We start from the raw sequence: 24,251 nt of genomic DNA, 5'->3' as shown, positions 1-24,251 counted from the left end.
GCCGCGATCAGGAGCTGACGCCTAGGAGCTGATGTAGCGCTGCAGGTGCTCGAGCTCGCGCTGCTGCTCCTCGATCACCGCCTTGACCAGGTCGCCGATCGAGACCAATCCCACCACTTCCCCGGCGCTCACCACCGGCAGGTGGCGGACGCGGCGCTCGGTCACCAGCTGCATGCAGGCTTCGGCACCGTCCTCCAGGCGGACGGTGGCGACGTCGGCGGTCATGATGTCGCGCACCGGGGTTTCCTTCGACGACCGGCCTTCGAGCACGATCTTCCGCGCGTAGTCGCGCTCGGACACGATGCCGGCGAGCCGCCCTCCGGGGTCCAGCACCACCAGCGCGCCGATGCCCTGCTCGGCCATCAGCCGGATCGCATCGATCACCGCCGCATCCGGACCGATCGCGTGGACCTCAGCGCCCTTGGATTCCAGCAGTTGCCTCACCGTACGCATCGCAGCCTCGCTCGCTCGTGGGTGGCACGGTCGAGCATACCCCTTCGGCCGGACGCCAGGCGTCGACGAGGTACAGCGGGCGCTGCTTCGATTCCTCGTAGAGGCGGCCGAGGTATTCGCCGATCAGGCCGAGCGCCATCAGCTGCACGCCGCCCAGGAACAGGATCACCGCCATCATCGTCGGCCAGCCGGCCACCGGGTCCCCCCAGAACAGCGCCTTGAGGATGATCCACAGCCCGTAGCCGAAGGCCACCAGCGCGGTGACCACGCCGGCATAGGTCGCCAGGCGCAGCGGAGCGGTCGAGAAGCTGGTGATGCCCTCCAGCGCGAAGTTCCACAGCCGCCAGGCGTTGAACTTGCTGCGGCCCGCCATCCGCGCTTCCCGCCGATAGGGCACCGCCACGCGGTTGAAGCCGATCCAGCCGAACAGGCCCTTCATGAAGCGATGGCGTTCGCGCAGCTCGCGCAGGGCGTCCAGCGCGCGCGGCGACAGCAGGCGGAAGTCACCGGTGTCCGTGGGCACGGGGGTCTTCGACAGGCGCTGCATGACGCGGTAGAAGCCATGCGCCGAAGCGCGCTTGAACCAGCCCTCGCCCTCGCGCGCCAGGCGCGTGCCGTGGACGTCGTCGTAGCCCTCGCGCCAGCGCGCGACGAATTGCGGGATCAGCTCCGGCGGGTCCTGGCCGTCGGCATCGAGGATGAGTGCGGCGCCCTCGCGCACCCGGTCCAGGCCGGCGGTCAGGGCCGCCTCTTTGCCGAAATTGCGCGACAGGCGGAGCAGCGACACGCGCGGATCGTCCGCCGCCAGCGCCTGCAGCACCGCCCATGTCGCGTCGGTGCTGCCGTCGTCGATGTAGAGCACGCCACCCTCGACGCCGTCGCGCGCGGCGAGCGCATCCAGCACGGCGGCCAGGCGGGGGTGCAGCCGGGGCAGCGACTGGGCCTCGTTGAAGGCCGCCACCACCACGGTGAGTCGATCGCGGGTCATGCCGGCATCCTAGCGCGCCGGCGGCTCACTCCAGCTGCTCCAGCCAGGCGTCGCCCCCCAGGTTGCGCATGTTGCGCTGGATCCACTGCGCCCGCTTCCGCACGTAGGGACCCGGGCGATGGGCGCTGTAGCGGCGCGGGCTCGGCAGGACCGCGGCCAGGCGCGCGCTCTCGGCGCCGGACAGCGCCGCCGCGTCCTTGCCCCAGTAGCTGCGCGCAGCCGCCTGCGCGCCGTAGATGCCGTCGCCGAACTCGGCCACGTTGACGTAGACCTCGAGGATCCGCTGCTTCGGCCAGAGGGTCTCGATCAGCAGCGTGTACCAGGCCTCCAGGCCCTTGCGCACCCAGCTGCGCCCGCTCCACAGGAACAGGTTCTTGGCCAGCTGCTGGCTGATCGTGCTGCCGCCACGCACGCGGCCGCCGCGTGCATTGCTCTCCAGCGCGCGCTCGATCGCCTCCAGGTCGAAGCCGCGGTGGCGGGCGAAGTTCTGGTCCTCGGCGGCAACCGCCGCCAGCGGCAGCGAGGGTGCGATCGCATCGAGGTCGCGCCAGTCGTAGGCGATGCGGAACGCGGTATCGCCGGAGCGCAGCGCCTCGAACTGGCGGATGGCCATGAACGTGGTGAACGGCGGATCGACGAAACGCAGGGCCACCACCTGGGCGATGCTCGCCAGCAGGAACAGCAGCGGCAGCTTCCACATCCAGTGCCAGCGGCTGCGCCGTGGCGGTGACGCGGCGGCCACGGCCGCCCCTGCATCCTTGTCCCTGCCGCCCGCCATCCCCATCTCCAACGTTCGCCGATCGGCCGATGCGCGATTATCCCGCCCCGGCGCACCACCACAACGCACACGGATCCCGCATGCCCGACGCCGCCAACGCCCGCGACCACCTCACCCGCTTCCTGCTGCCGCGCGCCGGGGTCCGCGGGGTGCACGTCCACCTGGGCGAAACCTGGCGCGCGATCGCCTCGAGCGACGACTACCCGCCGGGCGTGCGCGCACTGCTGGGCGAAGCGGCCGCCGCGTCGGCGCTGTTCACCGGCCACGTCAAGGTCGACGGGCGCCTGTCGGTGCAGCTGCGGGGCCAGCATGGGCTGCGGACGCTGTTCGCCGAATGCACCTCCGAAGGCACGCTGCGCGGCATCGCGCGGCTGGCGGAGGGCAGCAACGACGTCGACGGCCTCGGAAGCCTCGGCGAGGACGCGCTGCTGGCGATCACCATCGAAGGCGCCGGCATCGGCAACCGCGAGGCGACCCGCTACCAGGGCATGGTGCCGCTGGACGCGCCCGACCTGGGCGGCGCGTTCGAGGACTATTTCACCCGGTCCGAGCAGCTCCCGACGCGGATCCTGCTGACCGCGGGCGCGGACCACGCCGTCGGCCTGGTGCTGCAGAAGCTTCCGGCCGACGCCGGCGACGGCGACGGCTGGGATCGCGCGAGCGCCCTGTTCTCGACCCTGGGCGCGGCCGAACTCGCCACGACGCCGGCGGCGGAGCTGCTGCACCGCCTGTTCCACGAAGAGTCCCCGGAGCTGGTGGGAGGCCGGCCGCTGGCGTTCGGCTGCTCGTGCTCGCAGGGCCGGGTGGAGGCGATGCTCGAGTCGCTCGGCCGCAGCGAGGCCGAGGCCGCGTTGGTCGATGGTGTGGCCACCGTGCGCTGCGAATTCTGCGGCCAGGCCTACCAGTTCGACGCGGCCGGCATCAACGCGCTCTTCACGGCGGACAGGCGCCCAATGGAGGCACCTCCCGGCCTGCAGTGACGGAGGGGCGGGCATTGTTAAAGAAACATAAACGCACTAGAGTCGTGCCCACGACCGGGCGGAACTCCCGCCTGCCAGACAGGTCTATCAGCAGGCCATGAAGCCGCGTCCCGCCAAGCTCGCACTGTCCCTGCTCCTCGCCTTCGGCGTGGCGGCGGGTGCCCATGCGCAGTCGCCGGCGGGCAAGCGGGAACAGGCCGTGCTGCCGGTGTGGAACCAGTCCAGTGGCAAGGTCGAGGCCCTGCTGCTGCTGGAACCCACGGGTTCCGGTTCGGCGTCCGGATTCGACGGCCGCGCGCTCGACGCCGCCTTCGGCATCGATGCCGGCAAGTCGCTCGGCGTGTTCTGCGATCGCAAGACCGGCCTGGCCAGCGCGCTCGGCAACCTCGCCAACAACTGCATGCTGGCCAGCTTCCAGGACGGGGCCGGCAAGCGCACCGGCGGCACCGCGGCCTTCCGTGCCGGCAACAACACCCGCGTCGGCGTCAACGCCGGCAGCGGCAGCGGGACCCTGCCCAGCTGGCTCGCCCCGGGAAACCGCGGCGCGGCCGCCACGGTCGACGTCAACGACCTGACCGTGTTCGCCCAGCACAACATCGGGCGCGAAGGCATGGTGTCGATCGCCGGCACCATGGCCAAGGCCACCCTGGTCACCCCGGCCGAGGCCAGCAACCTCGGCATCGGCGACGCCTGGACCTCTCGCAGCGTGAGCGTTGGCGGCGGCTACGGCCGCTTCAGCGCCAACATCGTCGGCCACGTGGTCGAGACCCCCGGGCAGCCCAAGTGGGAAGGCCTGGGCCTGGGTCTGACCTGGCGCACCCCCTGGAGCGGACAGCTCACCGTGGGCGCCGACAACCTCGTCACCAAGGGCCGCAATCCCTTCGCCCCGGGCACCAGCGCGCGCGACGACGAAGGCACCGTGCCCTACATCCGGTACGAGCAGGACCTCTAAGTCCTTGATGTTTCGCGGTTTCTTCTCTGAAACCGGCGATTATTAACAACACTTTAATTTTTGCTCCGGCAGGGCTACTATCGGCAACGGCCTAACCGGGCTTGGTGTCGATCTTGACTCCACCGGTGGGCTCCCATGGGAATTACCCAAGACTCACTTGGAGAGAGAAGAGATGACCCTTAAGACCACCAAGCTCCGCGACGCGATTTCCTTCGCGCTCGTGTCCGGTGCGACCGTCCTCGCCGGTACCGGCGTCGCGTTCGCGCAGGACAGCTCGGAACAGCAGGCCACGACGCTCGATCGCATCGAGGTCACCGGCTCGCGCATTCGCCAGGTTGACGTGGAGACCGCCCAGCCGGTCACGATGATCAGCCGCGACGAAATCCAGGCCGGCGGCTTCAACAGCGTTGCCGACATCCTGCAGAACATCCCGTCCGCGGGCTCGCCGACGTTCAGCCGCACCTCGCCGCTGACCGCCAACGCGGAAGCCGGTGGCCAGTACATCGACCTGCGCAACCTGGGCGCCCAGCGCACCCTGGTCCTGGTCAACGGCAAGCGCCTGGGCATCAGCCCGGACGGCTTCCAGGACGTGTCGACGATCCCGGCCTCGATGGTCGAGCGCATCGACGTCCTGAAGGACGGCGCGTCGTCGATCTACGGTTCCGACGCCATGGCCGGCGTCATCAACATCATCACCCGCACCAACTTCGAAGGCGCGGAAGTCAACGCGTACTTCGGCCAGTACGGCCAGGGTGACGGCCAGAAGCAGAGCTACGACTTCGTGGTCGGCATGGCCGGCGACCGTGGCTCGGTGACCATCGGTGCCGAGTACCACAATGAAGACGGCGTCTGGGCGCGCAACCGCTTCTTCTCGCGCGACAGCTACCCGGGCTACCCGCAGTACAGCCAGACCGTCGTTGGCCAGTGGGGCAACTGGCGCGTCGGCAGTGCCGGTCCGTGGCAGGTCGCCAATCCTGGCAGCGATGCCCTTGGCCCGGGCGAATGGCACAACCAGGACGGCCTGAGCCCGCTCGACACGAGCCGCGCATCCGACCAGATGCACGTCCTGACCCCGATCGAGCGTCGCTCGCTGTTCGCCAACGTCAACTACGACGTGACCGACAACGTCCGCTTCGTCAGCGACCTCAGCTACACCAAGCGCGAGTCGAACCGCCAGATCGCCGGCTACCCGACCCAGTCGCAGGCTGCCGCGGTCAACGCGCCGATGGCCGCCAACAGCTACTTCAACCCGACCGGCGGCGTGTCCCCGGTGAACTGGCGCCGTCGTGGCTGGGAAGTGCCGCGCACCACCGACACCGTCCAGACCACCTGGCGCTGGACGGCCGCCCTGCAGGGCTCGTTCGACATCGGTGAGCGTTACTTCGACTGGGACGTCGGGTACATGTTCAACGAGAACGACCTGGCGATCACCAACAACGGCAACCTGTACATCCCGAACATCCGCCGCGCGGTGGGCCCGTCGTTCATGAACGCCCAGGGCCAGATCGTCTGCGGTACCCCGGGTGCCGTGATCGTCGGCTGCGTGCCGTGGAACCCCTTCGCGGGCTTCGGTACCGGCGCGGTCGCGAATTCGCTCGAGGATCCGGAGGTGCAGGCTTACCTGTACAAGCAGGAAAACGCGGTCGGCCGTACCGAGACCAACAACTACTTCGCCAACCTGGCGGGTTCGATCGCCACGCTTCCGGCCGGTGACCTCGGCTTCGCGGTGGGCATCGAGCATCGCAAGGAAGAGGGCGGTTTCTCCCCCGACGCCATCGCGCAGTCGGGTGACTCCACCAACCTCGCGTCGGGTCCGACCTACGGTTCGTACTCGCTGGACGAAGTCTACGCCGAGCTCAACATCCCGCTGCTCGCCGACATGGCGTTCGCGCAGGAGCTGTCGCTCAGCGTCGCAAGCCGCTACTCGGACTTCGACACCTTCGGTGACACCACGAACAACAAGTTCGGCCTGAAGTGGCGTCCGATGGACGACCTGCTGGTCCGCGCGACCTGGGCCGAGGGCTTCCGCGCCCCGACCATCGGCGACCTGTACGGCGGCACCTCCGACACCTTCACCACCGGTTTCCGCGATCCCTGCGACACCGTGTACGGTGTGGCGGCCGGTTCGGCGCGCTGCCTCCAGGACGTCCCGGTCGGCTACCGCCAGCTGCAGCAGGGCTTCGTGCCCACGACCGCTGCTGGCCAGCAGACCCCGGTTCCGTTCACCTCGGGCTCCAACCCGCTGACCCAGCCGGAGTTCTCGGAGTCGAAGACCGTTGGTTTCGTGTACAGCCCCAGCGCTGTCGAGGGTCTGTCGGTCGGTCTTGACTGGTGGAACATCCGCATCGACAACACCATCGTGTCGGATACCCCCAACGAGATCATGGAAGACTGCTACGTCGCCCTGATCGAGTCCCGTTGCGCCCTGTTCTCGCGCAACGCGGCACTGGGCTACATCGTCGACAACCTGCAGTACGGCGTGCGCAACTCGGGCTATGCCGAGACCGAAGGTTACGACCTCGACGTCAACTACGCCCTGACCACGGACTACGGCCGCTTCAGCGCGCGCTGGGCCACGACCTACGTCAGCATGTACGAGACCAAGTCGACGAACGATCCGGAAGAGGTCCCGAGCCAGGCGAACGGCTTCGGCGGCACCTTCCGCGTGCGTTCCAACCTCAACCTGAGCTGGAACTACAACGACTTCGGCGTGACCTGGGGCGTGCGTTACAACTCGGGCACCAAGGAATCGTGCGCCGGCTTCGGCGACGGCGCCCACTGCTCGCTGCCCGACTACCAGGCTCCCGATACCCTCGGCGCCGTGGTCCCGCAGAACGAAGTCGGTTCGGCGACGTTCAACGACCTGCAGTTCAGCTGGAATGCTCCGTGGAACGCGCGTATCGCTGTCGGCGCCAACAACGTGCTCGACAAGGATCCGCCGATCTACTACACCCAGCCGAACTCGGGCTTCGCGTTCTACGGCGGTCATGACATCGGTCGCTTCATCTACGCCCGCTACACCCAGAAGTTCTGATCCATCGAACTTCCGTTAGTGCTCTGAACTACAGCCCCGAAAGGGGCTGTAGTTTTTTGTGGCGGGCGCAATGGGCCGGGCCGGCCTGGCGCATGCCGCATAATGTCGATCCTCCGCAGTGCCGACGCCGCCACGCTGCTGGGCCGCGCGCACTCCGACCCAACGACAGGATCACATCCATCCATGGACATTGGCGTCCTCAAGCAGGGGGCGATCGCCGCCCTGCAGCGTCAGCGCTGGGACGAGGCGCAGTCGCTCGCCGCGCGCCTGATCGACCTGGATCCAGGCGACCCCGAGGTGCACTTCATCGCCGGGGTGGCCATGCTCGAGCAGGACCGCGTCCTCGAAGCCCGGGATGTCTTCAGGCAGGCCATCGCGCTCGCGCCCGGCCGCGCCGATTTCCACCTCTATCTCGCGCGCGCCTGCGCGTCGTCGCAGGACTACGACGCGGCGCTCGCCGCCGCCGGCGAGGCCGAGCGGCTCCTGCCGCGCGACAGCGCCGCCGGCTTCGACACGCTCGGGGTGGTGCTGGTGCAGTGCCACGCCTACGAGCGCGCCACCGTCGCCTTCCGCCACGCGGCCGGGCTTGCGCCCGCGAATCCGGGCGTGCGCTTCAACCTGGGCACCGCACTGACCTTCCTCGGCGACATCGACGGCGCCGAGCGCGAGTTCGAAGCCTGCATCGGCCTGGAACCGCAGCACTGGCGGGCCCACCAATCCCTGTCCCAGCTGCGCCGGCAGACGGCGGACGCCAACCACATCGAGCGACTCACGGCGCTGGCGGCGGGCGCCACGGGCAAGGTGACCGCGACCACCTTCCTCAACATGGCGCTCGCCAAGGAGCTCGAGGACCTCGGCGACCACGCGGGGGCCTTCGACCGCATGGTCACCGGCAAGGCGGCGCCCCGCGACATGCTGGGCTACTCGAGGGCGCACGAGCGCGAACTCTTCGACGCGCTGGCATCGGGCTTTCCCGAGCCCTGGTCGCCCGCCACCACCACGGGCAGCGAGGCCCGCGATCCGGTCTTCATCGTCGGCATGCCGCGTACCGGCACCACGCTCGTCGACCGCATCGTGTCCAGCCATCCGCAGGTGCAGTCGGCAGGCGAACTCCACAACTTCGCGTCGGTGTGGAAGCGCGCCATGGGCGGCCCCTCGTTCGAGATGTTCAACCCGGAGCACATCGCGCGCGCCACGGCCAGGCCCATCGACTGGCGCCAGCTCGGCGACGACTACGTGGCCAGCACGCGGGCCTTCACCGGCTCACGGCCGCGGTTCACCGACAAGCTGCCGCACAACTTCCTCTACCTCGGCTACATCGCCTGTGCGCTGCCCGAGGCGAAGCTCGTCTGCGTCCGCAGGCATCCGCTGGACACCTGCCTGAGCAATTTCAGGCAGCTGTTCGCGCCCGAGTCGCCCTACTTCGACTACTCGTACGACCTGCTGGACATCGGCCATTACTACATCCTGTTCGACAGGCTGATGGCCCACTGGAAGGCCGCCTTCCCCGGCCGCATCCACGAGGTGCGGTACGAGTCCCTGGTGGCGGAGCAGGAAGCCGACAGCCGCGCGCTCATCGCCCACTGCGGGCTGGACTGGGACGACGCCTGCCTGTCCTTCGAGAAGAACGCCGCGCCGGTCACCACGGCCAGCGCGGTCCAGGTGCGGGCGAAGATGTACACCACCGCGCTCGGGCGCTGGAAGCGCTACGAGGCGCAGCTGCAGCCGCTGCGGGCGATGCTGGAAGACGCCGGGATCGATTGCGGCTGACGGCACCCGGCGGCCTGGTCGGCCGCCGGGTCCTGCCGACTCAGGCCGCGGCCTGGAGGCTGGTGCGCAGCGGCGAGTCGGCAGGCACGCCGAGCTCGTCCAGGTAAGCCGCGACTTCGGCCGATTCCGCCTGCCAGCCCGCCTCGTCGACGCGCAGCAGCTCCTGCATCACCGCGTCGTCGAGCTCGAGGCCGTCACGGCGCAGGGCATCGTGCGTCGGCAGGTGTCCGATCGGCGTCTCGACCGCCGCCGCCCCGCCCTCGACGCGGCCGATGATCCACTCCAGCACACGCAGGTTGTCGCCGAAGCCCGGCCACATGAAGCGGCCGTCGGCGTCCTTGCGGAACCAGTTGACGTGGAAGATCTTCGGCAGCCGCGCGCCCGGCCTGTCGAAGGACAGCCAGTGCGCGAAGTAGTCGGCGAAGCTGTAGCCGCAGAACGGCTTCATCGCCATCGGGTCCCGGCGCATCACGCCGACGGCGCCGGTGGCCGCAGCCGTGGTTTCCGAACCCATCGCCGCGCCCACGAGCACGCCGTGTGCCCAATCGCGCGACTCGAACACCAGCGGCACCAGGCTCGACCGGCGGCCGCCGAACACGATGGCGCTGATCGGCACGCCCTGCGGATCCTCGGCGCGCGGTGACCAGGTCGGGCACTGCCTGGCGCTCACGGTGAAGCGCGAGTTGGGATGTGCGGCCGGGCCATTCGCAGCGTCGTATGGACGTCCCTGCCAATCGTGCGCCGGAATGCGCTTGTCCAGGCCTTCCCACCACGGCTGGCCGTCGTCGGTCACCGCCACGTTGGTGAAGATGGTGTCGCGCTCGATGCTGTGCAGCGCGTTCGGGTTGGACTTCTCCGAGGTGCCCGGCGCGACGCCGAAGAACCCGGCCTCGGGATTGATCGCCCACAGGCGGCCGTCCTCGCCCGGATGCATCCAGCAGATGTCGTCGCCGACCGTCCACACCTTCCAGCCCTGCTCGCGGTAGGCCTCCGGCGGGATCAGCATGGCCAGGTTGGTCTTGCCGCAGGCGCTCGGGAAGGCGGCGGCCACGTAGTGCACCTCGCCCTGTGGATTCTCGATGCCGACGATCAGCATGTGCTCGGCCAGCCAGCCCTCGTGGCGCGCCTGGTGCGAGGCGATGCGCAGCGCATGGCATTTCTTGCCGAGCAGCGCGTTGCCGCCGTAGCCCGAGCCGTAGGACTTGATCACCAGCTCGTCGGGGAAATGCATGATGTAGCGGCGGCCGGGGTCGAGCTCGCCGGTGGAGTGCAGGCCGCGGACCAGCGGCTTGCCCTCGGCGCCCTCGCGCTCGATGCGCGCCAGCGCGGCGGCGCCCATGCGCGTCATCAGGCGCATGTTGGCCACCACGTACGGCGAATCGGTGATCTCCACGCCGCAGCGCGCCAGCGGCGAGTCGACCGGGCCCATGCAGTAGGGCACGACGTACAGGGTGCGGCCCTGCATGCAGCCGTCGAACAGCGCGTCGATCGTTGCGTGTGCCTCGGCCGGGGCCATCCAGTGGTTGTTCGGACCGGCGTCCTCGCTGTTCTCATGACAGACGAAGGTCAGGTGCTCCACGCGGGCGACGTCGTCGGGATGGGAGCGGTGCAACACGCAGCCGGGATGGGTGTCCTGGTTGAGCGGCAGAAGGGTGCCGTCGGCCATCATGGCCGCCTGCAGGGTGGCGGCTTCGGCGTCGCTTCCGTCGCACCAGACCACGCGGTCGGGGCGGGTCAGCGCGGCGACTTCGTCGACCCACTGCTGCAGGGACGCAAGCCGGGTGCCGGGCGACGCTTCCGCGCCCTGCTGGGGAACTGCAATCATGTCTCGCGCCTCCGGAGTGCGCTTTTTTCAGGCAGGACCCGCAATTCTAGCGAGCGGGGACCGTGCCGCCGTGCTGCACCGCGTCATCGCGCGGCGCACCGGCGTCTCAACCGGGGACGAGCGTGCGCTCCATGTGCGACACGTACTCGTCGAACTCCTCCTGCGGCATGCGCGCCTGGTGCAGCTGCAGGTTGAGCTGGAGGAAGCCGACATAGGCGGCGTAGGTCAGCCGCGCGCGATGGCGCGCCTCGGTCCGCCCAAGCCCGGCCTGGCGGAAGGACGCCGTGAGGTAGTCCAGGCGGCGCTGCGACACGCGGCCGATCACCGGCTGCACCGCCGGATGGTCGGGCGCCTTCAGCAGCGCGCTGTACACGATGTGCGACTTGAACTCGCGCGCCACCATCTGGAACAGCGCGCGCAGGCGGTCGCGCGGGTCCGGGACGGCTTCGAGCTTTCCGAAGACATCCTGCTCCTCGTAGGCCTCCCAGCGTTCAAGCGCCGCCTGCAGCAGCGCGTCGCGCGACGGGAAGTGCCAGTAGAAGCTGCCCTTGGTCACGCCCAGCCGGCGCGCCAGCGGTTCCACCGCGAGCGCGGAGACCCCCTGCTCGGCGATGAGGTCCAGCGCGGCCTCGGCCCAGTCCCCGGCGCTGAGCCGGCTGCGTTCACCCTTGGCGGCGGTGGTCTTCATGCCGCCGAGTGTATCCATACGCTTGGGTGCGGGACAGCGCCGGGAGCCCACGGACGCGTTGACAGGCCGCCGCGGCGATGTCCATACTCGCCCGTATGGGCCAGTCTAGGGGATTCCGCCATTGGCGGAATACACGCTGGCCTCCATCAGCCAAGGCGGGCGCAATGCTCGCGGAGACCATGCCATGAGTATCGTCGTCCCCTTCCTCGTCCTGGTACTGGTCGGCGCCTTCGCCGCCTACCACCGCATGCGCCTGGCCACCTGGGCCGCGATCACCGCCGCCGCCCTCGCCGCGTGCTGGCTGCTGGGCGCGCACCGCGGCGCCACCATCGCGGCCATCGTGGTCGCCGTCCTGGTCGCCCTTCCGCTGCTGCTGCCCTTCATCCGCAAGCCGCTGATGACCGCGCCGCTGCTGAAGATCTTCCGGCGGATCCTGCCGCCGCTGTCGCAGACCGAACGCATCGCGCTGGAGGCCGGCTCGGTCGGCTTCGAGGGCGAACTGTTCTCGGGCGCGCCGGACTGGAACGTGCTGATGTCGCAGCCCAGGCCGCAGCTCACCGCCGAGGAACAGGCCTTCCTCGACGGCCCGGTCGAGCAGCTCTGCCTGATGACCGACGACTGGGACATCACCCACGTGCGCGCCGACCTGCCGCCGGAGATGTGGCAGTTCATGAAGGACCACCGCTTCTTCGGGATGATCATCCCCAAGGAGTACGGCGGCCTGGGCTTCAGCGCGCTGGCGCACCACAAGGTGATCCAGAAGCTGGCCTCGATCTCGAGCGTCGTCAGTTCGACGGTGGGCGTGCCCAACTCGCTCGGACCGGGCGAGCTGCTGATGCACTACGGCACCCGGGCGCAGAAGGACCATTACCTGCCGCGCCTGGCCGACGGCCGCGACGTGCCCTGCTTCGCCCTGACCGGTCCCTTCGCGGGCTCCGATGCCACCTCCATCCCCGACTTCGGCATCGTCTGCAAGGGCGAATGGGACGGCGGCCAGGTGCTGGGCGTCAGGCTCACTTTCGACAAGCGCTACATCACCCTGGCACCGGTGGCGTCGCTGATCGGCCTGGCCTTCCGCATGTACGACCCGGATGGCCTGCTGGGCGACGTGCGCGACATCGGCATCACCCTGGCGCTGGTGCCGCGCGACGTCGAGGGCATGGACGTCGGCCGCCGCCACTTCCCGCTCAACTCGCCGTTCCAGAACGGTCCCGTGCGCGGGCATGAGGTGTTCGTGCCGCTGAGCCAGATCATCGGCGAGGAGAACGGCTTCGGCGAGGGCTGGCGCATGCTCAGCGAGTGCCTGTCGATCGGCCGCTCGATCACCCTGCCCTCCACCGCCAGCGGCGGCGCCAAGTCCGGCGCGGTCACCACCGGTGCCTACGCGCGCATCCGCAAGCAGTTCGGGCTTTCGATCGGCCGCTTCGAGGGCGTGGAAGAGGCGCTGGCGCGCATCGGCGGCAAGGCCTATGCGATCAGCGCGCTGTCACAGGCCACCGCCGCCGCCGTCGATCGCGGCGACGTACCGGCGGTGCCGTCCGCGATCGCCAAGTACCACTGCACCGAGATGGGCCGCGACGTCGCCAAGGACGTCATGGACGTCATCGGCGGCAAGGGCATCATCCTCGGCCCGCGCAATTTCGCCGGCCGCGCCTGGCAGGCCTCGCCGATCGCGATCACGGTCGAGGGCGCCAACATCATGACCCGCAGCCTGCTGATCTTCGGCCAGGGCGCGATCCTCTGCCATCCGTGGGTGATGAAGGAGATGAAGGCGGCGCAGGATCCGGATGAGCGCGCAGGCGTGGAAGCGTTCGACCGCGCGCTGTTCGGCCACGTCGGCTATGCGATCTCCAACGCCGTGCGCTCGGTGTGGTTCGGGATCACCGGCTCGCGCTTCGGCCGCGCGCCCGGCGACGACTACACCCGCCGCTACTTCCGCCGCCTCAACCGCCACTCCGCCAACCTGGCGCTGATGGCCGACGTTTCGATGCTGATGCTGGGCGGCAAGCTGAAGTTCAAGGAGTCGCTGTCGGGCCGCCTGGGCGACGTGCTGAGCCACCTGTACATGACCAGCGCGATGCTCAAGCGCCACCACGACGAAGGCGCGCCGGTCGCCGACCAGCCGCTGCTGGCCTGGGCCTACCACGACAGCATCCACAAGATCGAAACCGCGCTGTCGGCCGCGCTGCGCAACTTCCCGATCCGTCCGGTGGGCTGGCTGATGTGGATGCTGATCTTCCCGCTCGGCCGCCGCGCCGTGGCCCCGGGCGACCGCCTCGGCCACCGCGTCGCCGCGCTGCTGATGACCCCGAACGAAGGCCGCGACCGCCTCGCCTCCGGCGTGTTCACCACGCCGTGCGCGAACAACCCGGCCGGCCGCATCAACAGCTACCTGGCCGCGGCCATCGCGGCCGAGCCGGTCGAGCGCAAGTTCCTGAAGGCGCTGAAGAACAAGGGCATCGAGGCGCTGGACTTCGCCAGCCAGCTCGACGAGGGCGTGCGCGAGGGCTGGATCTCGGCGGAGGAGCGCACGCAGCTGGAGGACCTGCGCGCGATGACGCTCGACACCATCAGCGTCGACGACTTCGAGCCGCACGAACTGCGCGCGGCGACGTACTACGATGGCCAGCGACCCGACGGGACGCGCGAAGCGGCCTGAGCAGGACCCGAGGGCGCCCACGCGGCGCCCTCGTCATTCCAGGGATCCGCGCGCCGTCAGCGCCGCGCGTGCCACGCCGCGAGCACGGCGGCTTCGCGATCGGGCGCGAGCCCGGCCTTGGGCTGCGCCCGCCGCTCCGCGGGCAGCGAGCGCCACCAGGCGAGCGTGTCGCCCACCGTGTCCTCGAGGGGGCGCGTGCGCAGCCCGACCGCATGCGCACGTGAGGTGCTGATGTGGCCGAATCCGGCGTAGTCGCCGGCCGCGGGGATCCACGCCGGCATGTCCTGCCAGGGCGACACGCCCTGCGCCTCCAGGAAGTCCGCCGGCACCCACGTCAGCGTGGAGTCGTGGCCTGGCGGCTGCGGGCACGGGGCGCGCACGCAGTGGATGGTGTTCATCCGCCGCGAGACCTCCTGGCAGGTGGCCAGCAGGCGCCCCATGGTGATCGAGCCCGCGGGCGCATCGGCGTTGTAGATGCCCACGTGGCGCCGTTCCAGCGCCAGCAGCAGGAAGTCCGCGAGATCGCGCACGTCGATGAACTGGGTCGGGTCGTCCTGCGTCCCGGGTGCGAGGATCTCGCCGCCCCGGTCGGCCCGCGCCGGCCACCAGGTGAAGCGGTCGGTGGTGTCGCCGGGGCCGACGATCAGGCCGGGGCGGACAATCGTGGTGCGCCCGGGGAGTTCGGCCTCGGCCGCGCGCTCGCACAGCGCCTTGAGCCCGCCGTAGGTGTCGCCCGTGACATCGGTGACGGCCGGATCGGCAAGGACTGCGAGCAGCGCGTCCTCGTCCTGGCCCGGGCGATTGGTCTTCGCGTAGACCGAGATCGTCGACACCATCAGGTACTGCGCGACGCGAGGCGCCAGCAGGCGGGCCGAGCGGGTGACGTCGTCCGGGACGTAGGCGGAGGTGTCCAGCACCACGTCCCAGCGGCGGTCGCCTTCCAGCGCCGACAGGTCGCTCTTGCGGTCGCCGCGGAGCTGCTCGATGTCGGCGAACGCCTCACCGGCGAAGCGCTCCGGATTGCTCCTGCCGCGGTTGAACAGGGTCAGCCTGTGGCCCTTCGCCCGCGCCGCGGCGACGAAGTGCGGGCCGAGGAAGCCGGTTCCACCCAGCACGAGGACGTCCAGGGTCCCCGGACTCCGCGCCGCGGCCGCGCTGCCGGCGGCCGGTCCAGCGCCCGCGTCCGCCGCGACACCGAGGCCGCGGGCGCAGGCCGGAAGGGCCAGGGCGACGGCGCCGGCCAGGCCGGCCTTCAGCAGCTCACGTCGGCTTGGATGGTGCATGCGCAGGCTCCGCGGAGGGGTCCTGCGGGAGCGTGCGCTCGGCGCGGACCACGCGCCATGCGCCGTAGGTCATGCCCAGGGCGATGCCCAGGCCGGCCAGGAAGACCATGCCCGATCCCAGCACCGCCAGCGCCTTGTGCAGCCAGACGAAGGTGAGGTCGCCGCCGCGATAGACCGCGGTGTCGATCACCGCCTTGGCCTTGTAGCGCTGCTCGCGATCGACGCGGGTGTAGAGCGTCTCGCGCGCCGGCTTGGCCAGCGAGAACTCGCTGGCCCGGGTCACGATCTGCACGATCGCCACCAGCATCGGCAGCGGCGAAGCCGACAGCGCGGCGAAGCCGAGCATGATGGCGAACGCCGGCAGCAGCAGCAGCGGCGCGATCCCGTAGCGCTGCAGCAGGAAGCGCGTCAGCAGCAGCTGGATGGCGATGGTGAGGCCATTGATCGCCCAGTCCAGCGTCGAGTAGAACGCCGCGCGCTCCTCGGGTGTGGCGTACGCCGCGCGCACGATCCGCGCCTGCTCGTTGTAGAGCAGCGTGCCCACCCCGACGCCGAAGAACATCAGGATCGCCAGCGCACGCAGCAGCGGACGCTGCCACACCAGGCGCAGACCGGCGAGCACCGATCCGCCCATCGCCTGCCCTGCCATCGCGCCGCCCTGGCGCTCGCGTGCCAGCGCCCACGGCCGCAGCTTCATGATGCAGAGCAGGCAGATGCCGAGGAACCCCGCCGACACCAGCAACAGGTTGGCCACGCCCACCGGCTCGACCAGGAAGCGGGTGATCGCCGGACCGACCAGGGCGCCCACGGTCCCGCCCGCCGCGATGTAGCCGTAGACCTGCTTGGCCTGCGCGTTGTCGAACACGTCGGCCATGAAGCTCCAGAACACCGTCACCGCGAACAGGTTGAACACCGCTACCCAGACGAAGAACGCGGCGCCGCGGCCGGCCATCCCGCTGTCGAAGGCCCACCAGAAGCCGAGCAGGCAGGCGATGAAGACCAGGTAGACCGCCGGCAGGAACACGCGTCGCGGAAAGCGCGACACCAGCGCGCCGTACAGCGGCTGCAGCAGCACCATCGCGATGAACGTCGCGGTGAACAGCAGCTGCAGCATGAAGTCGCCGACCTCGATGCCCATGCGCTCGCCGAGCGCGATCAGCCCGCGCGGGAACACCGAGGCCGCGTCCGTGGACGCTCCCATCGCGTCGCGCACCGGGCGCAGCACGTAATAGCCGCAGAGCAGGCTGAAGAAGTACAGCATCGCCCACCACAGCGGCGGCGAGGCGGCCAGCTCGCGGCGCAGCCGGCCCATGGTGCCGGCGGACGCCACTGCGCCCGAATCGCTGCTCATCCGGCGGTTCCGATCCGGGCGACGTCGGGCGGCAGCGGACAGTGCAGCACGCCGCAGATCGTGCGCAGCAGTTCGGCTTCGGCCACCGAGATCCGGCCATCGTGGCTCGCGGCGGCGGTCACCGCTTCCACCATCAGCTGCTTGGCCAGCGGCTCGAGCGCGTCCAGCGCGGGCCAGACCTCGTCGAGCGCGAGCACGCCGTTGGTCGGCGGTGCATACGGCAGGTGGTCGCGCGGAAGCACGCGCTGCAGGCCGGCGAGGTAGGCGCGCTGCGCGGCCGCCGGGTCGCCCGGGTTGCCGGCATGGGCGACGACCGCCAGCAACGTCGCGAACTCCTCGCGCACGCTGCCGGGCTTGCGCCGGCCGAAGCGCGCATGCCGCCGCGGATCCAGCGACTCGCGCAGCTGCACTTCCAGCAGGCGGCCCAGGCAGTACTCGAACAGCGACACCTTGCCGTCGCAGTGGACCACGGCGTGCACGGTGTCGAGCAGGGTCTCGAGTTCGGGACGCGGGCGCCGGCGCAGCACCGGGAACGCGAGCGCGGCCAGCGGCAGGCGCTGCATCGGATGCAGCGCCTGCAGGTCGCCGCCATGCAGCGCCTTGGCCCCGCGCGCGACCTCGTCGCCGAGGCGCGCGGTGATCTCCGGCAGCTGGCGCCCGCGCAGCGCCGCGTCGTCGTCCAGCAGCAGGCCGAGCACCAGCGGCACCACCGCCTCGCGCGACTGCGCCAGGCTGCGCAGCGAAGCCGGCATGCCGTGCACGATGGCGTCGGCGCGCTGGTAGTCGTCGACCTCGGGGTGGCCCACCTGCGCGGCCACCATCGGCGGCGTCACGTCCAGCCGGGCGTCATGCGCTGGCAGGCGGCCGGCATGGACGTCCAGGCCCATCATCCGGTCCTCCTGCAGCCCCGACGGCGGGGTCAGCGACCACTGCCGGCGCAGGCCTTCCAGCTGTTCGCCGCGGAACCCGGGCTCCAGCGCCTGGATGCGCTCGAGGATCGGCGGATGGGTGGCGAACAGGCCGCTGAAGCCGACGCCATCGCCGAAGAGCATGTGGCTGGCCTCCTCGGCATCGGCCCGGTCGCTCAGGCGCGCGCCGTCGGGCAGGCCCGCGATCTTCTTCAGCGCACCCGCGAGGCCGGTGGTCTGGCGCGTGAACTGCACGGCCGACGCGTCGGCCAGCCGCTCGCGCGAGCGGCTGACGCTGGCCTTAATCATCCGGCCGAAGAACATGCCGATGCTGCCGACCACCAGGGCGACCAGCGCGGCCATCATCACCGCCGCCGCATTGCGGTCGCGGCTGCCGCCCAGGTACAGCACCTTGCGGCCGATCAGGCTGATCATGAGGATGCCGAACAGCACGCCCATCAGGCGGATGTTGAGGCGCATGTCGCCGTTGGCGACGTGGCTGAACTCGTGGGCGATCACGCCCTGCAGTTCGTCGCGGTTGAGGCGGTCGAGCGCGCCGCGGGTGACCGCGATGGCGGCGTCGCTGGGCGAGTAGCCGGCGGCAAAAGCGTTGATCGCCGATTCGCCTTCCATCACGTAGAGGCCGGGCACCGGCACGCCCGAGGCGATCGCGATCTCCTCGACGACATTGCGCAGGCGGCGCAGCGAGGCGTCGCCGGTGTCCTGCGGCACCGGCGTGCCGCCGAACTGCAGGGCGACCGCGTCACCGCCGCCGCGCAGCGTGGCGAGCCGGTACAGCGAGCCCAGTCCGATCACCGCCAGCGTGCCCAGGGTGACGACGGCCAGCAGTGGCCAGTTGGCACCGGCGACCAGCAGCACCGCCAGGTCGATCGCCAGCACCATGCCGATCACCGCCAGCGCGAACAGCACCACCAGGCGGGTGCTGTTGCGGCGCGCCTTCGTCTGCTGCTCGAAGAAGTTCATCGAGCGTCAGAACTGGACGTTCGGCGCCTCGCGGACCTCGGCGCGGTCGGCCGGGATCTCCAGCAGGGCCGCGGCGTCGAAGTTGAACATGCCCGCGACGATGCTCGACGGGAACACTTCGCGCCGGTTGTTGTAGGCCATCACCGAGTCGTTGAAGGCCTGGCGCGCGAAGGCGACGCGGTTCTCGGTCGAGGTGAGCTCCTCGGTGAGCTGCATCATGTTCTGGTTGGCCTTGAGGTCCGGATAGGCCTCGGCAACCATCATCAGGCGTCCCAGCGCGCCGTTGAGCACGCCCTGCGACTGCGCGAGCTCGGCCATCGCCGCCGGATCACCGGGACTCGCCTTGGCCGCGGCCAGGCCGGACACCGCCGCGCCACGGGCGGCGATCACCGCCTCCAGCGTTTCACGCTCGTGCTTGAGGTAGCCCTTGGCGGTCTCGACCAGGTTCGGGATCAGGTCGAAGCGGCGCTGCAGCTGCACGTCGATCTGGGCGAAGGCGTTGCGGAACGCGTTGCGGGCGGTGACGAGGCCGTTGTAGATGCCGACGCCCCAGCCGATCGCGACCACGATCACGACAACAAACACCAGCAGGATCAGCAGGCTGGACATGAAAGCTCCCCTTGTTCATGCAATTGCGGAATCAGGGGCATATGATCACCCCGCAGTCGCAGCATACGCAGGGGATACGCCCGATGAAAGACGCAGCGCGCACGCCTCGTCGCCTCCTCCTCGGCGCCGGCCTGGTCGCATGCCTGACGCCGATGGCGGTGGGCACCGCGGCACAGACGGAACTCCGCCGGGAAGCCTCCAGTCATGTGCAGTCACCTCCGGCGCAGTCCCGCGCGGTGGTGGCGGATGCCTCGCCCCTCCTGCCGCCCGGCACGAAGCCGATGCCACTGGCCGATGGCTTCGACGTCGCGCGCTTCGAGGCGATGGCGCAGGCGGTGGTCGCCAACCAGCGCGTGCCGGGCCTGGCCATGGCCATCGTGCACAAGGGCGAAGTGCTCAGCGCACGTGGCTACGGCATCACCGACGTCAGCAACGCCGAGCCGGTCGACGCGCATACCGTGTTCCGCCTGGCCTCGCTGTCCAAGCCCTTCGCCGGCACCGTCACCGGCCTGCTGGTGGCGGAAGGCTCGCTGCGCTGGGACAGCCACATCGCCGACTTCATGCCGGCGCTGCAGCTCGCCCGTCCGGATGCGGCGGCACGCCTCACCGTGGCCGACGTGCTCAGCCACCGCGTGGGCCTGGGCCGCAACACCTACGACCGCGACATCGAGCGCAACGTCGACTACCGCAGCCTGGTGCAGCGGCTGGCCAACGCGCCGATGACCTGCGACGTCGGCGACTGCTACAGCTACCAGAACGTCGCCTTCAGCCTGGTGGGCGACGTGGTGTCCGCGGCCTCGGGCCAGTTCTTCAGCGAGGCGGTGGCCGGCCGCATCTTCAAGCCGCTGGGCATGGACGATGCAAGCTACGGCCTCGAAGGCATCCAGGCGAGTCCGCGCTGGGCCAAGCCGCACGTGCGCGCCGGCGGCGGCTGGCGATCGCTGATGCCCAAGCCGACCTATTACCGCGTGGCGCCCGCGGCGGGCGTCAACGCCAGCATCAGCGACATGGCGCAGTGGCTGATCGCGCAGTCGGGCCGTCGTCCCGACGTGCTGCCGGCCCCGCTGCTGGCGACCCTGCAGCAGCCGCTGGTGTCGACCCCCGGCGAGATGCGCAGCTCGGGCTGGCGCCGCCAGCGTCTGGGCGATGCCGGCTATGCGCTCGGCTGGCGCGTCTATGACTATTCCGGACACCGCGTGGTCTTCCACGCCGGCGCGGTGCAGGGCTACCGCGGCCTGATGGCGATGATGCCGGAGCGCGAGATCGGGGTGGTGGTGCTGTGGAACGGCGAGAGCAGCCTGCCGACGGGCCTGCTGCCGACCATCCTCGACAGCGCGATCGGCCTGGCGCCGCAGCAGTGGCTGGACGTGGACTTCGCGGACGTCGACGAGCTGCTGCTCGCCAATGCCGGCGAGGATGCCGGCGCGGTGTCGATATCGACCGGACCCGAGGCTGCCGCCGGCAGCGGCGGCGGCGCGGCGTCGGACGCCCGGCCGGAGTAACGAAAAAGCCCCTCCCCCGCCTGGGCTGCGGGAGAGGGGCCTGATTGACGGCTATCGGGGTAGCGTTACATCAGCGGCGCGGGAGCGGCCGGGATGGAAACGACCGGGGCCTTGCGCGGCGCACGCTTCTTCGCCGCCTTCTTGGCGGTCTTCTTCGCGGCCTTCTTGGCGGTGGTCTTGCGACCGGCGGCCTTCTTGGCGGGCGCCTTCTTCGCGGTCTTGCGCACCGCCTTCTTGGCGGCGGCCTTCTTGGCGGGGCTCTTGCGGACAGCCTTCTTGGCGGTCTTCTTCGCCGTCTTCTTCGCCGTCTTCTTGGCAGCCTTCTTGGCCGTCTTCTTGGTGGCCTTCTTCGCGGTCTTCCGGGTGGCCTTCTTGGCCGTGGCCTTCTTCGCCGTCTTCCGGGTGGCCTTCTTCGCGGCTGCCTTCTTCGCCGTCTTCTTCACGGCCTTCTTGGCGACCTTCTTCTTCGCGACCTTCTTCGCGACCTTGCGCGGTGCCGCCTTGCGCGCGGCCTTCTTCGCGGTCTTCTTCACCGCTTTCTTGGCGACTTTCTTCTTCGCGACTTTCTTCGTGGCCATGGAATGGCTCTCCTCGTCAGTGGGACTTGCAGGTACTACTGCCCAGTACGAAACACACCGCGGGTATCGGACCCGCGATCAACCGACGACGCGCTGGGCGCGTCGCACCGGATCCTGTTCCCGGGCCATCCTTGCCCGGCATCTGCGGGGAGCGCGGACGCTCCCTGTGTCGGTCCCTCGACACGAAAAAACCCGCTGCGCGATGCGCCGCGGGTTGCCTGCTCTGGTTCGCCTGGAGTTTTCGCGGGGAAGACGACGCCTGAGTCCACCATGTCGACCATCCGGGCGGAGGACTGAGTTGTGTTGCGCGTTGTCGTCCGGTTCGCACTCACTCGCTTCTGTGGCCACGTGTTGTTGGGCGAAACCTAATCACGGTTTTTTTCGCTGTCAACACCCGTCGCCTGCGTGTCGTCACGCCACGTCGATGCAAGAGCGGACGCGATGCGTCCGCCGACGTCGTCCGCTGCGTGCCGCGTCGACGCCGGAACACGCACGCGCCTGCAGGCGTTTTCATCAAAGGGCTTGTTTCAAGGCGTTTGCGTTCGCGCTCGACGGATCGACGTGGCGCGCGCGCGTCCCGGCGAGGCGGAAGACCTGCGCGTCGCGTGCGTCGATCCGGGGCGCACATGACGCGCGCGCCGCATGCGCGCCGGAGCACGCCGGGAAGGTCGCAGGACATGATTTGCGCGAAAGTGCGCGAAGCTTCGCGACGTTTCCGCGACCCGGAAACGCGAACGCCGGGCAATGCCCGGCGTCCGTATCGACATGCCGCGCAGCGCGCGGCGGATGCCGGTCAGGCTTCCTCTTCGACCAGCGCCGCGTAGGCGTCCGGATCGAGCAGCTCGTTCGCCTGCTCCGGCTCGCTCGCTTCGAGCACGAACAGCCAGCCTTCGCCGAACGCGTCCTCGTTGATCGTTTCCGGCTTGTCGGCGAGTGCCTCGTTGATCGCGACGATCGTCCCCGACATCGGCGCATAGATGTCCGAGGCGGCCTTGACCGACTCCACCACCGCACAGGCGGTGCCGGCTTCGACGCTGTCGCCGACGGCGGGCAGGTCGACGTAGACCAGGTCGCCGAGGAGTCCCTGGGCATGGTCCGAGATGCCGACGGTGACCTTGCCGTCGCCTTCGACGCGGGCCCACTCGTGGGACTTCATGAACTTCAGGTCGCCAGGGATGTCACTCATGTCTGCTGCTCCGGATCGCCGTGGTTGGGAGGTGGGGGGCTAGTGTAGCCAAGCATCGCGGCCGTGGATCAAATGCCGTCGCGCGGCTGGCCATCGCGGACGAAGGGCCAGGCGACCACGCGCACCGGGACCTCGCGGCCGCGGATGTCCACCCGGACATCGCCCGGCTCGCCCGCCGGGATCCGCGCCAGCGCGATCGACTTGCCGATCGTCGGCGCGAAGGTGCCGGAGAGGATCTCGCCGTCGCCGCTGCCGGCCAGCACCTTCTGCCCGTGCCGCAGCACGCCCTTCTCGTCCATCACCAGGCCGATGAGCTGGCGCGCGTCGCCGCGGGCCTGCTGCGCTTCGAGCGTGGCGCGGCCGTTGAAGTCGCGGCCTTCGTCCAGCGCCACCGTCCAGCCGAGCCCGGCTTCGTACGGCGTCGCCGATTCGTCCATGTCCTGGCCATACAGCGGCAGGCCCGCTTCCAGGCGCAGCGTGTCGCGCGCGCCCAGGCCGGCCGGCTTCACGCCCGCGGCCACCAGCGCGTCCCAGAACGCCACCGCGTGCTCGTCCGGCAGTGCGACCTCGAACCCGTCCTCGCCGGTATAGCCGGTGCGCGCGATGAACAGCGGCGCGCCATCGGTCGAGCGGACGTCGCGGCTGGCAAAGCGGCCCAGCTTCGCGACCGCCGCGCGATCGTCGGGATGCACGAGCGCCGCCACCTTGTCGCGCGCCTGCGGTCCCTGCACGGCGATCATCGCCAGGTCGTCGCGGACGCGGATGTCGAGGTCGAAGCCCTCGGCCTGGGCCTCGATCCAGGCCAGGTCCTTGTCGCGCGTGCCGGCATTCACGACCAGGCGCTGGAAGTCGTCGCCGAGGTTGTAGACGATCAGGTCGTCGATGACCCCACCGTCCGCATCGAGCATGCAGGTGTACAGGGCCTTGCCCTGGACCTTGAGCTTGTCGATCGAGTTGGCCAGCAGCCGGCGCAGGAATTCGCGCACGCGCGCGCCGTGCAGGTCGACCACGGTCATGTGCGAGACGTCGAACATGCCCGCGTCGCGACGCACGGCGTGGTGCTCCTCGATCTGCGAGCCGTAGTTGATCGGCATGTCCCAGCCACCGAAGTCGACCATCTTCGCGCCGAGCGCGCGGTGGGACGCGTTGAGGACGGTCTTTCGGGTCATGGGATGTCGGCTCCTGTGCGGTGGAAGGCCATTATCGCCCTTCGCACGCCGACCGGCACGGCCACAGGCGATACGGCCCGTTGCCGTTCCCGGATCCTGTAGGGGACAAGGGGTCAGCCGGCCTCGCGGACTTCCAGGACCATGCCGCTGGCGCCGATGACGCGCACCCGCTGCCCGGCTTCGAGCTCGGGACCGCTCACGTCCCAGTAGGCGTCATCCATCTTCACCCTGCCCCGCCCGCCGACGATGGCGCGATCCAGCGCGACCACGCGCCCGACCAGCTGCTCGGCGCGGCGGTTGAGCAGCGGCCGGTCGCTCGGACGCTCGCGGCGACGCCCCCACCTCAGGTAGGCCAGCACCGCGACCACGCTCAGCGCCACGAACAGCACCACCTGTGCCAGGAGCGACAGGCCCGGGAACAACAGCACCGCCAGCCAGACGAAGGCCGCGGCAATCCCCATCCAGAGCAGGAATGCGCCCGGGATGAAGGTCTCCGCCGCGATCAGCGCCAGCGCGATCGCGGCCCAGACGATGGTGGGCGTGCTCCAGGCCAT

Annotated in this window: 17 protein-coding genes and 2 pseudogenes; 7 read left to right on the top strand and 12 right to left on the bottom strand. The window is 69.9% G+C overall.

All coding sequences use genetic code 11. The features are described from left to right. Positions 1-21: 21 nt before the first annotated feature. Genes JG616_RS04810 through mtgA form a run of 3 tightly spaced genes read right to left on the bottom strand, consistent with a single transcriptional unit; the run spans position 22 to position 2,225 of the window. Positions 22-453, bottom strand: a complete 432-nt coding sequence (locus tag JG616_RS04810) for a CBS domain-containing protein (protein ID WP_199360335.1) — start codon at positions 451-453, stop codon at positions 22-24. Beyond that, positions 413-1,441: a glycosyltransferase family 2 protein gene (locus JG616_RS04805; RefSeq protein ID WP_199360333.1), complete on the bottom strand. Its 1,029-nt coding sequence runs from the start codon at positions 1,439-1,441 to the stop codon at positions 413-415. The genes JG616_RS04810 and JG616_RS04805 overlap by 41 nt, the downstream gene beginning before the upstream one ends. Before the next feature lie 25 nt (positions 1,442-1,466). After that, entirely contained in the window at positions 1,467-2,225 is a 759-nt protein-coding gene (gene mtgA, locus JG616_RS04800; RefSeq protein WP_199360331.1) for a monofunctional biosynthetic peptidoglycan transglycosylase, read from the bottom strand. Positions 2,226-2,299: 74 nt separating this feature from the next. On the opposite strand from mtgA, the gene JG616_RS04795 reads away from it, so the two are divergent. The 4 genes from JG616_RS04795 to JG616_RS04780 all read left to right on the top strand — a co-directional run bounded on the left by JG616_RS04795 (position 2,300) and on the right by JG616_RS04780 (position 8,955). Next, a complete protein-coding gene (locus tag JG616_RS04795) occupies positions 2,300-3,199 on the top strand; it encodes an Hsp33 family molecular chaperone HslO (protein ID WP_199391825.1) in 900 nt (299 codons plus the stop codon). A gap of 97 nt (positions 3,200-3,296) precedes the next feature. After that, the gene (locus JG616_RS04790; RefSeq protein WP_199391824.1) at positions 3,297-4,151 is read left to right on the top strand and encodes a hypothetical protein; all 855 of its coding nucleotides are present in this window, start codon (positions 3,297-3,299) and stop codon (positions 4,149-4,151) included. 172 nt (positions 4,152-4,323) lie between these two features. Beyond that, positions 4,324-7,185: a TonB-dependent receptor gene (locus tag JG616_RS04785; RefSeq protein WP_199391823.1), complete on the top strand. Its 2,862-nt coding sequence runs from the start codon at positions 4,324-4,326 to the stop codon at positions 7,183-7,185. A 183-nt stretch (positions 7,186-7,368) separates the two neighbouring features. After that, entirely contained in the window at positions 7,369-8,955 is a 1,587-nt protein-coding gene (locus JG616_RS04780) for a sulfotransferase (protein ID WP_199391822.1), read from the top strand. Between the two features lie 40 nt (positions 8,956-8,995). On the opposite strand, the gene JG616_RS04775 is transcribed toward JG616_RS04780, so the two are convergent. Both JG616_RS04775 and JG616_RS04770 read right to left on the bottom strand, forming a co-directional pair. After that, positions 8,996-10,780 (bottom strand): phosphoenolpyruvate carboxykinase (GTP), encoded by a 1,785-nt coding sequence (locus JG616_RS04775; protein ID WP_199391821.1) that lies wholly within the window; start codon positions 10,778-10,780, stop codon positions 8,996-8,998. A gap of 106 nt (positions 10,781-10,886) precedes the next feature. Continuing rightward, complete coding sequence (locus tag JG616_RS04770; RefSeq protein ID WP_234446566.1) at positions 10,887-11,468, bottom strand: TetR/AcrR family transcriptional regulator; 582 nt, start codon at positions 11,466-11,468, stop codon at positions 10,887-10,889. Between the two features lie 184 nt (positions 11,469-11,652). On the opposite strand from JG616_RS04770, the gene JG616_RS04765 reads away from it, so the two are divergent. Further along, positions 11,653-14,127 (top strand): acyl-CoA dehydrogenase, encoded by a 2,475-nt coding sequence (locus JG616_RS04765; protein WP_199391820.1) that lies wholly within the window; start codon positions 11,653-11,655, stop codon positions 14,125-14,127. Between the two features lie 56 nt (positions 14,128-14,183). Here the strand turns inward: JG616_RS04765 and JG616_RS04760 are convergent, their stop codons facing one another. From JG616_RS04760 to JG616_RS04745, 4 genes are read right to left on the bottom strand one after another with little or no spacing between them, the layout of a single operon-like run. Then, on the bottom strand, positions 14,184-15,410 hold the full coding sequence (locus tag JG616_RS04760; protein WP_199391819.1) for an NAD-dependent epimerase/dehydratase family protein: 1,227 nt from the start codon (positions 15,408-15,410) through the stop codon (positions 14,184-14,186). After that, positions 15,388-16,761, bottom strand: a complete 1,374-nt coding sequence (locus JG616_RS04755; RefSeq protein WP_199391818.1) for an MFS transporter — start codon at positions 16,759-16,761, stop codon at positions 15,388-15,390. Before JG616_RS04755 ends, JG616_RS04760 begins: the two co-directional genes overlap by 23 nt. Next, positions 16,758-18,653: a M48 family metallopeptidase gene (locus JG616_RS04750; protein WP_199391817.1), complete on the bottom strand. Its 1,896-nt coding sequence runs from the start codon at positions 18,651-18,653 to the stop codon at positions 16,758-16,760. Before JG616_RS04750 ends, JG616_RS04755 begins: the two co-directional genes overlap by 4 nt. Before the next feature lie 6 nt (positions 18,654-18,659). Beyond that, positions 18,660-19,262 carry a LemA family protein gene (locus JG616_RS04745; protein ID WP_199391816.1) on the bottom strand — a complete coding sequence of 201 codons (603 nt, stop codon included), beginning with the start codon at positions 19,260-19,262 and terminating at the stop codon, positions 18,660-18,662. Positions 19,263-19,345: 83 nt separating this feature from the next. Here JG616_RS04745 and JG616_RS04740 point away from each other — a divergent pair. Then, positions 19,346-20,635, top strand: a pseudogene (locus JG616_RS04740) (serine hydrolase domain-containing protein); the annotation flags it as partial. A gap of 222 nt (positions 20,636-20,857) precedes the next feature. Beyond that, positions 20,858-21,340 (top strand): annotated as a pseudogene (locus tag JG616_RS13615) (hypothetical protein); the annotation flags it as partial. A 795-nt stretch (positions 21,341-22,135) separates the two neighbouring features. On the opposite strand, the gene gcvH reads toward JG616_RS13615, so the two are convergent. From gcvH to JG616_RS04720, 3 genes are all read right to left on the bottom strand, one after another. Then, the gene (gene gcvH, locus JG616_RS04730) at positions 22,136-22,528 is read right to left on the bottom strand and encodes a glycine cleavage system protein GcvH (RefSeq protein WP_199360309.1); all 393 of its coding nucleotides are present in this window, start codon (positions 22,526-22,528) and stop codon (positions 22,136-22,138) included. 68 nt (positions 22,529-22,596) lie between these two features. Continuing rightward, entirely contained in the window at positions 22,597-23,697 is a 1,101-nt protein-coding gene (gene gcvT, locus JG616_RS04725) for a glycine cleavage system aminomethyltransferase GcvT (protein ID WP_199391813.1), read from the bottom strand. Positions 23,698-23,810: 113 nt separating this feature from the next. After that, a complete protein-coding gene (locus tag JG616_RS04720) occupies positions 23,811-24,251 on the bottom strand; it encodes an NfeD family protein (protein WP_199391812.1) in 441 nt (146 codons plus the stop codon).

This window comes from Luteimonas sp. MC1895 (genome assembly GCF_016457215.1).
Taxonomy (GTDB): domain Bacteria; phylum Pseudomonadota; class Gammaproteobacteria; order Xanthomonadales; family Xanthomonadaceae; genus Luteimonas.
Note: the sequence above shows the minus strand (reverse complement) of the source record. Positions and strands in the feature narration are given on the sequence as shown.

Excerpts from the sequence above, each read along its gene's own strand:
- JG616_RS04810 (WP_199360335.1), bottom strand. The coding sequence starts at position 453 with ATGCGTACGGTGAGGCAACTGCTGGAATCCAAGGGCGCTGAGGTCCAC.
- JG616_RS04805 (WP_199360333.1), bottom strand. The coding sequence starts at position 1,441 with ATGACCCGCGATCGACTCACCGTGGTGGTGGCGGCCTTCAACGAGGCC.
- mtgA (WP_199360331.1), bottom strand. The coding sequence starts at position 2,225 with ATGGGGATGGCGGGCGGCAGGGACAAGGATGCAGGGGCGGCCGTGGCC.
- JG616_RS04795 (WP_199391825.1), top strand. The coding sequence starts at position 2,300 with ATGCCCGACGCCGCCAACGCCCGCGACCACCTCACCCGCTTCCTGCTG.
- JG616_RS04790 (WP_199391824.1), top strand. The coding sequence starts at position 3,297 with ATGAAGCCGCGTCCCGCCAAGCTCGCACTGTCCCTGCTCCTCGCCTTC.
- JG616_RS04785 (WP_199391823.1), top strand. The coding sequence starts at position 4,324 with ATGACCCTTAAGACCACCAAGCTCCGCGACGCGATTTCCTTCGCGCTC.
- JG616_RS04780 (WP_199391822.1), top strand. The coding sequence starts at position 7,369 with ATGGACATTGGCGTCCTCAAGCAGGGGGCGATCGCCGCCCTGCAGCGT.
- JG616_RS04775 (WP_199391821.1), bottom strand. The coding sequence starts at position 10,780 with ATGATTGCAGTTCCCCAGCAGGGCGCGGAAGCGTCGCCCGGCACCCGG.
- JG616_RS04770 (WP_234446566.1), bottom strand. The coding sequence starts at position 11,468 with ATGAAGACCACCGCCGCCAAGGGTGAACGCAGCCGGCTCAGCGCCGGG.
- JG616_RS04765 (WP_199391820.1), top strand. The coding sequence starts at position 11,653 with ATGAGTATCGTCGTCCCCTTCCTCGTCCTGGTACTGGTCGGCGCCTTC.
- JG616_RS04760 (WP_199391819.1), bottom strand. The coding sequence starts at position 15,410 with ATGCACCATCCAAGCCGACGTGAGCTGCTGAAGGCCGGCCTGGCCGGC.
- JG616_RS04755 (WP_199391818.1), bottom strand. The coding sequence starts at position 16,761 with ATGAGCAGCGATTCGGGCGCAGTGGCGTCCGCCGGCACCATGGGCCGG.
- JG616_RS04750 (WP_199391817.1), bottom strand. The coding sequence starts at position 18,653 with ATGAACTTCTTCGAGCAGCAGACGAAGGCGCGCCGCAACAGCACCCGC.
- JG616_RS04745 (WP_199391816.1), bottom strand. The coding sequence starts at position 19,262 with ATGTCCAGCCTGCTGATCCTGCTGGTGTTTGTTGTCGTGATCGTGGTC.
- gcvH (WP_199360309.1), bottom strand. The coding sequence starts at position 22,528 with ATGAGTGACATCCCTGGCGACCTGAAGTTCATGAAGTCCCACGAGTGG.
- gcvT (WP_199391813.1), bottom strand. The coding sequence starts at position 23,697 with ATGACCCGAAAGACCGTCCTCAACGCGTCCCACCGCGCGCTCGGCGCG.
- JG616_RS04720 (WP_199391812.1), bottom strand. The coding sequence starts at position 24,251 with ATGGCCTGGAGCACGCCCACCATCGTCTGGGCCGCGATCGCGCTGGCG.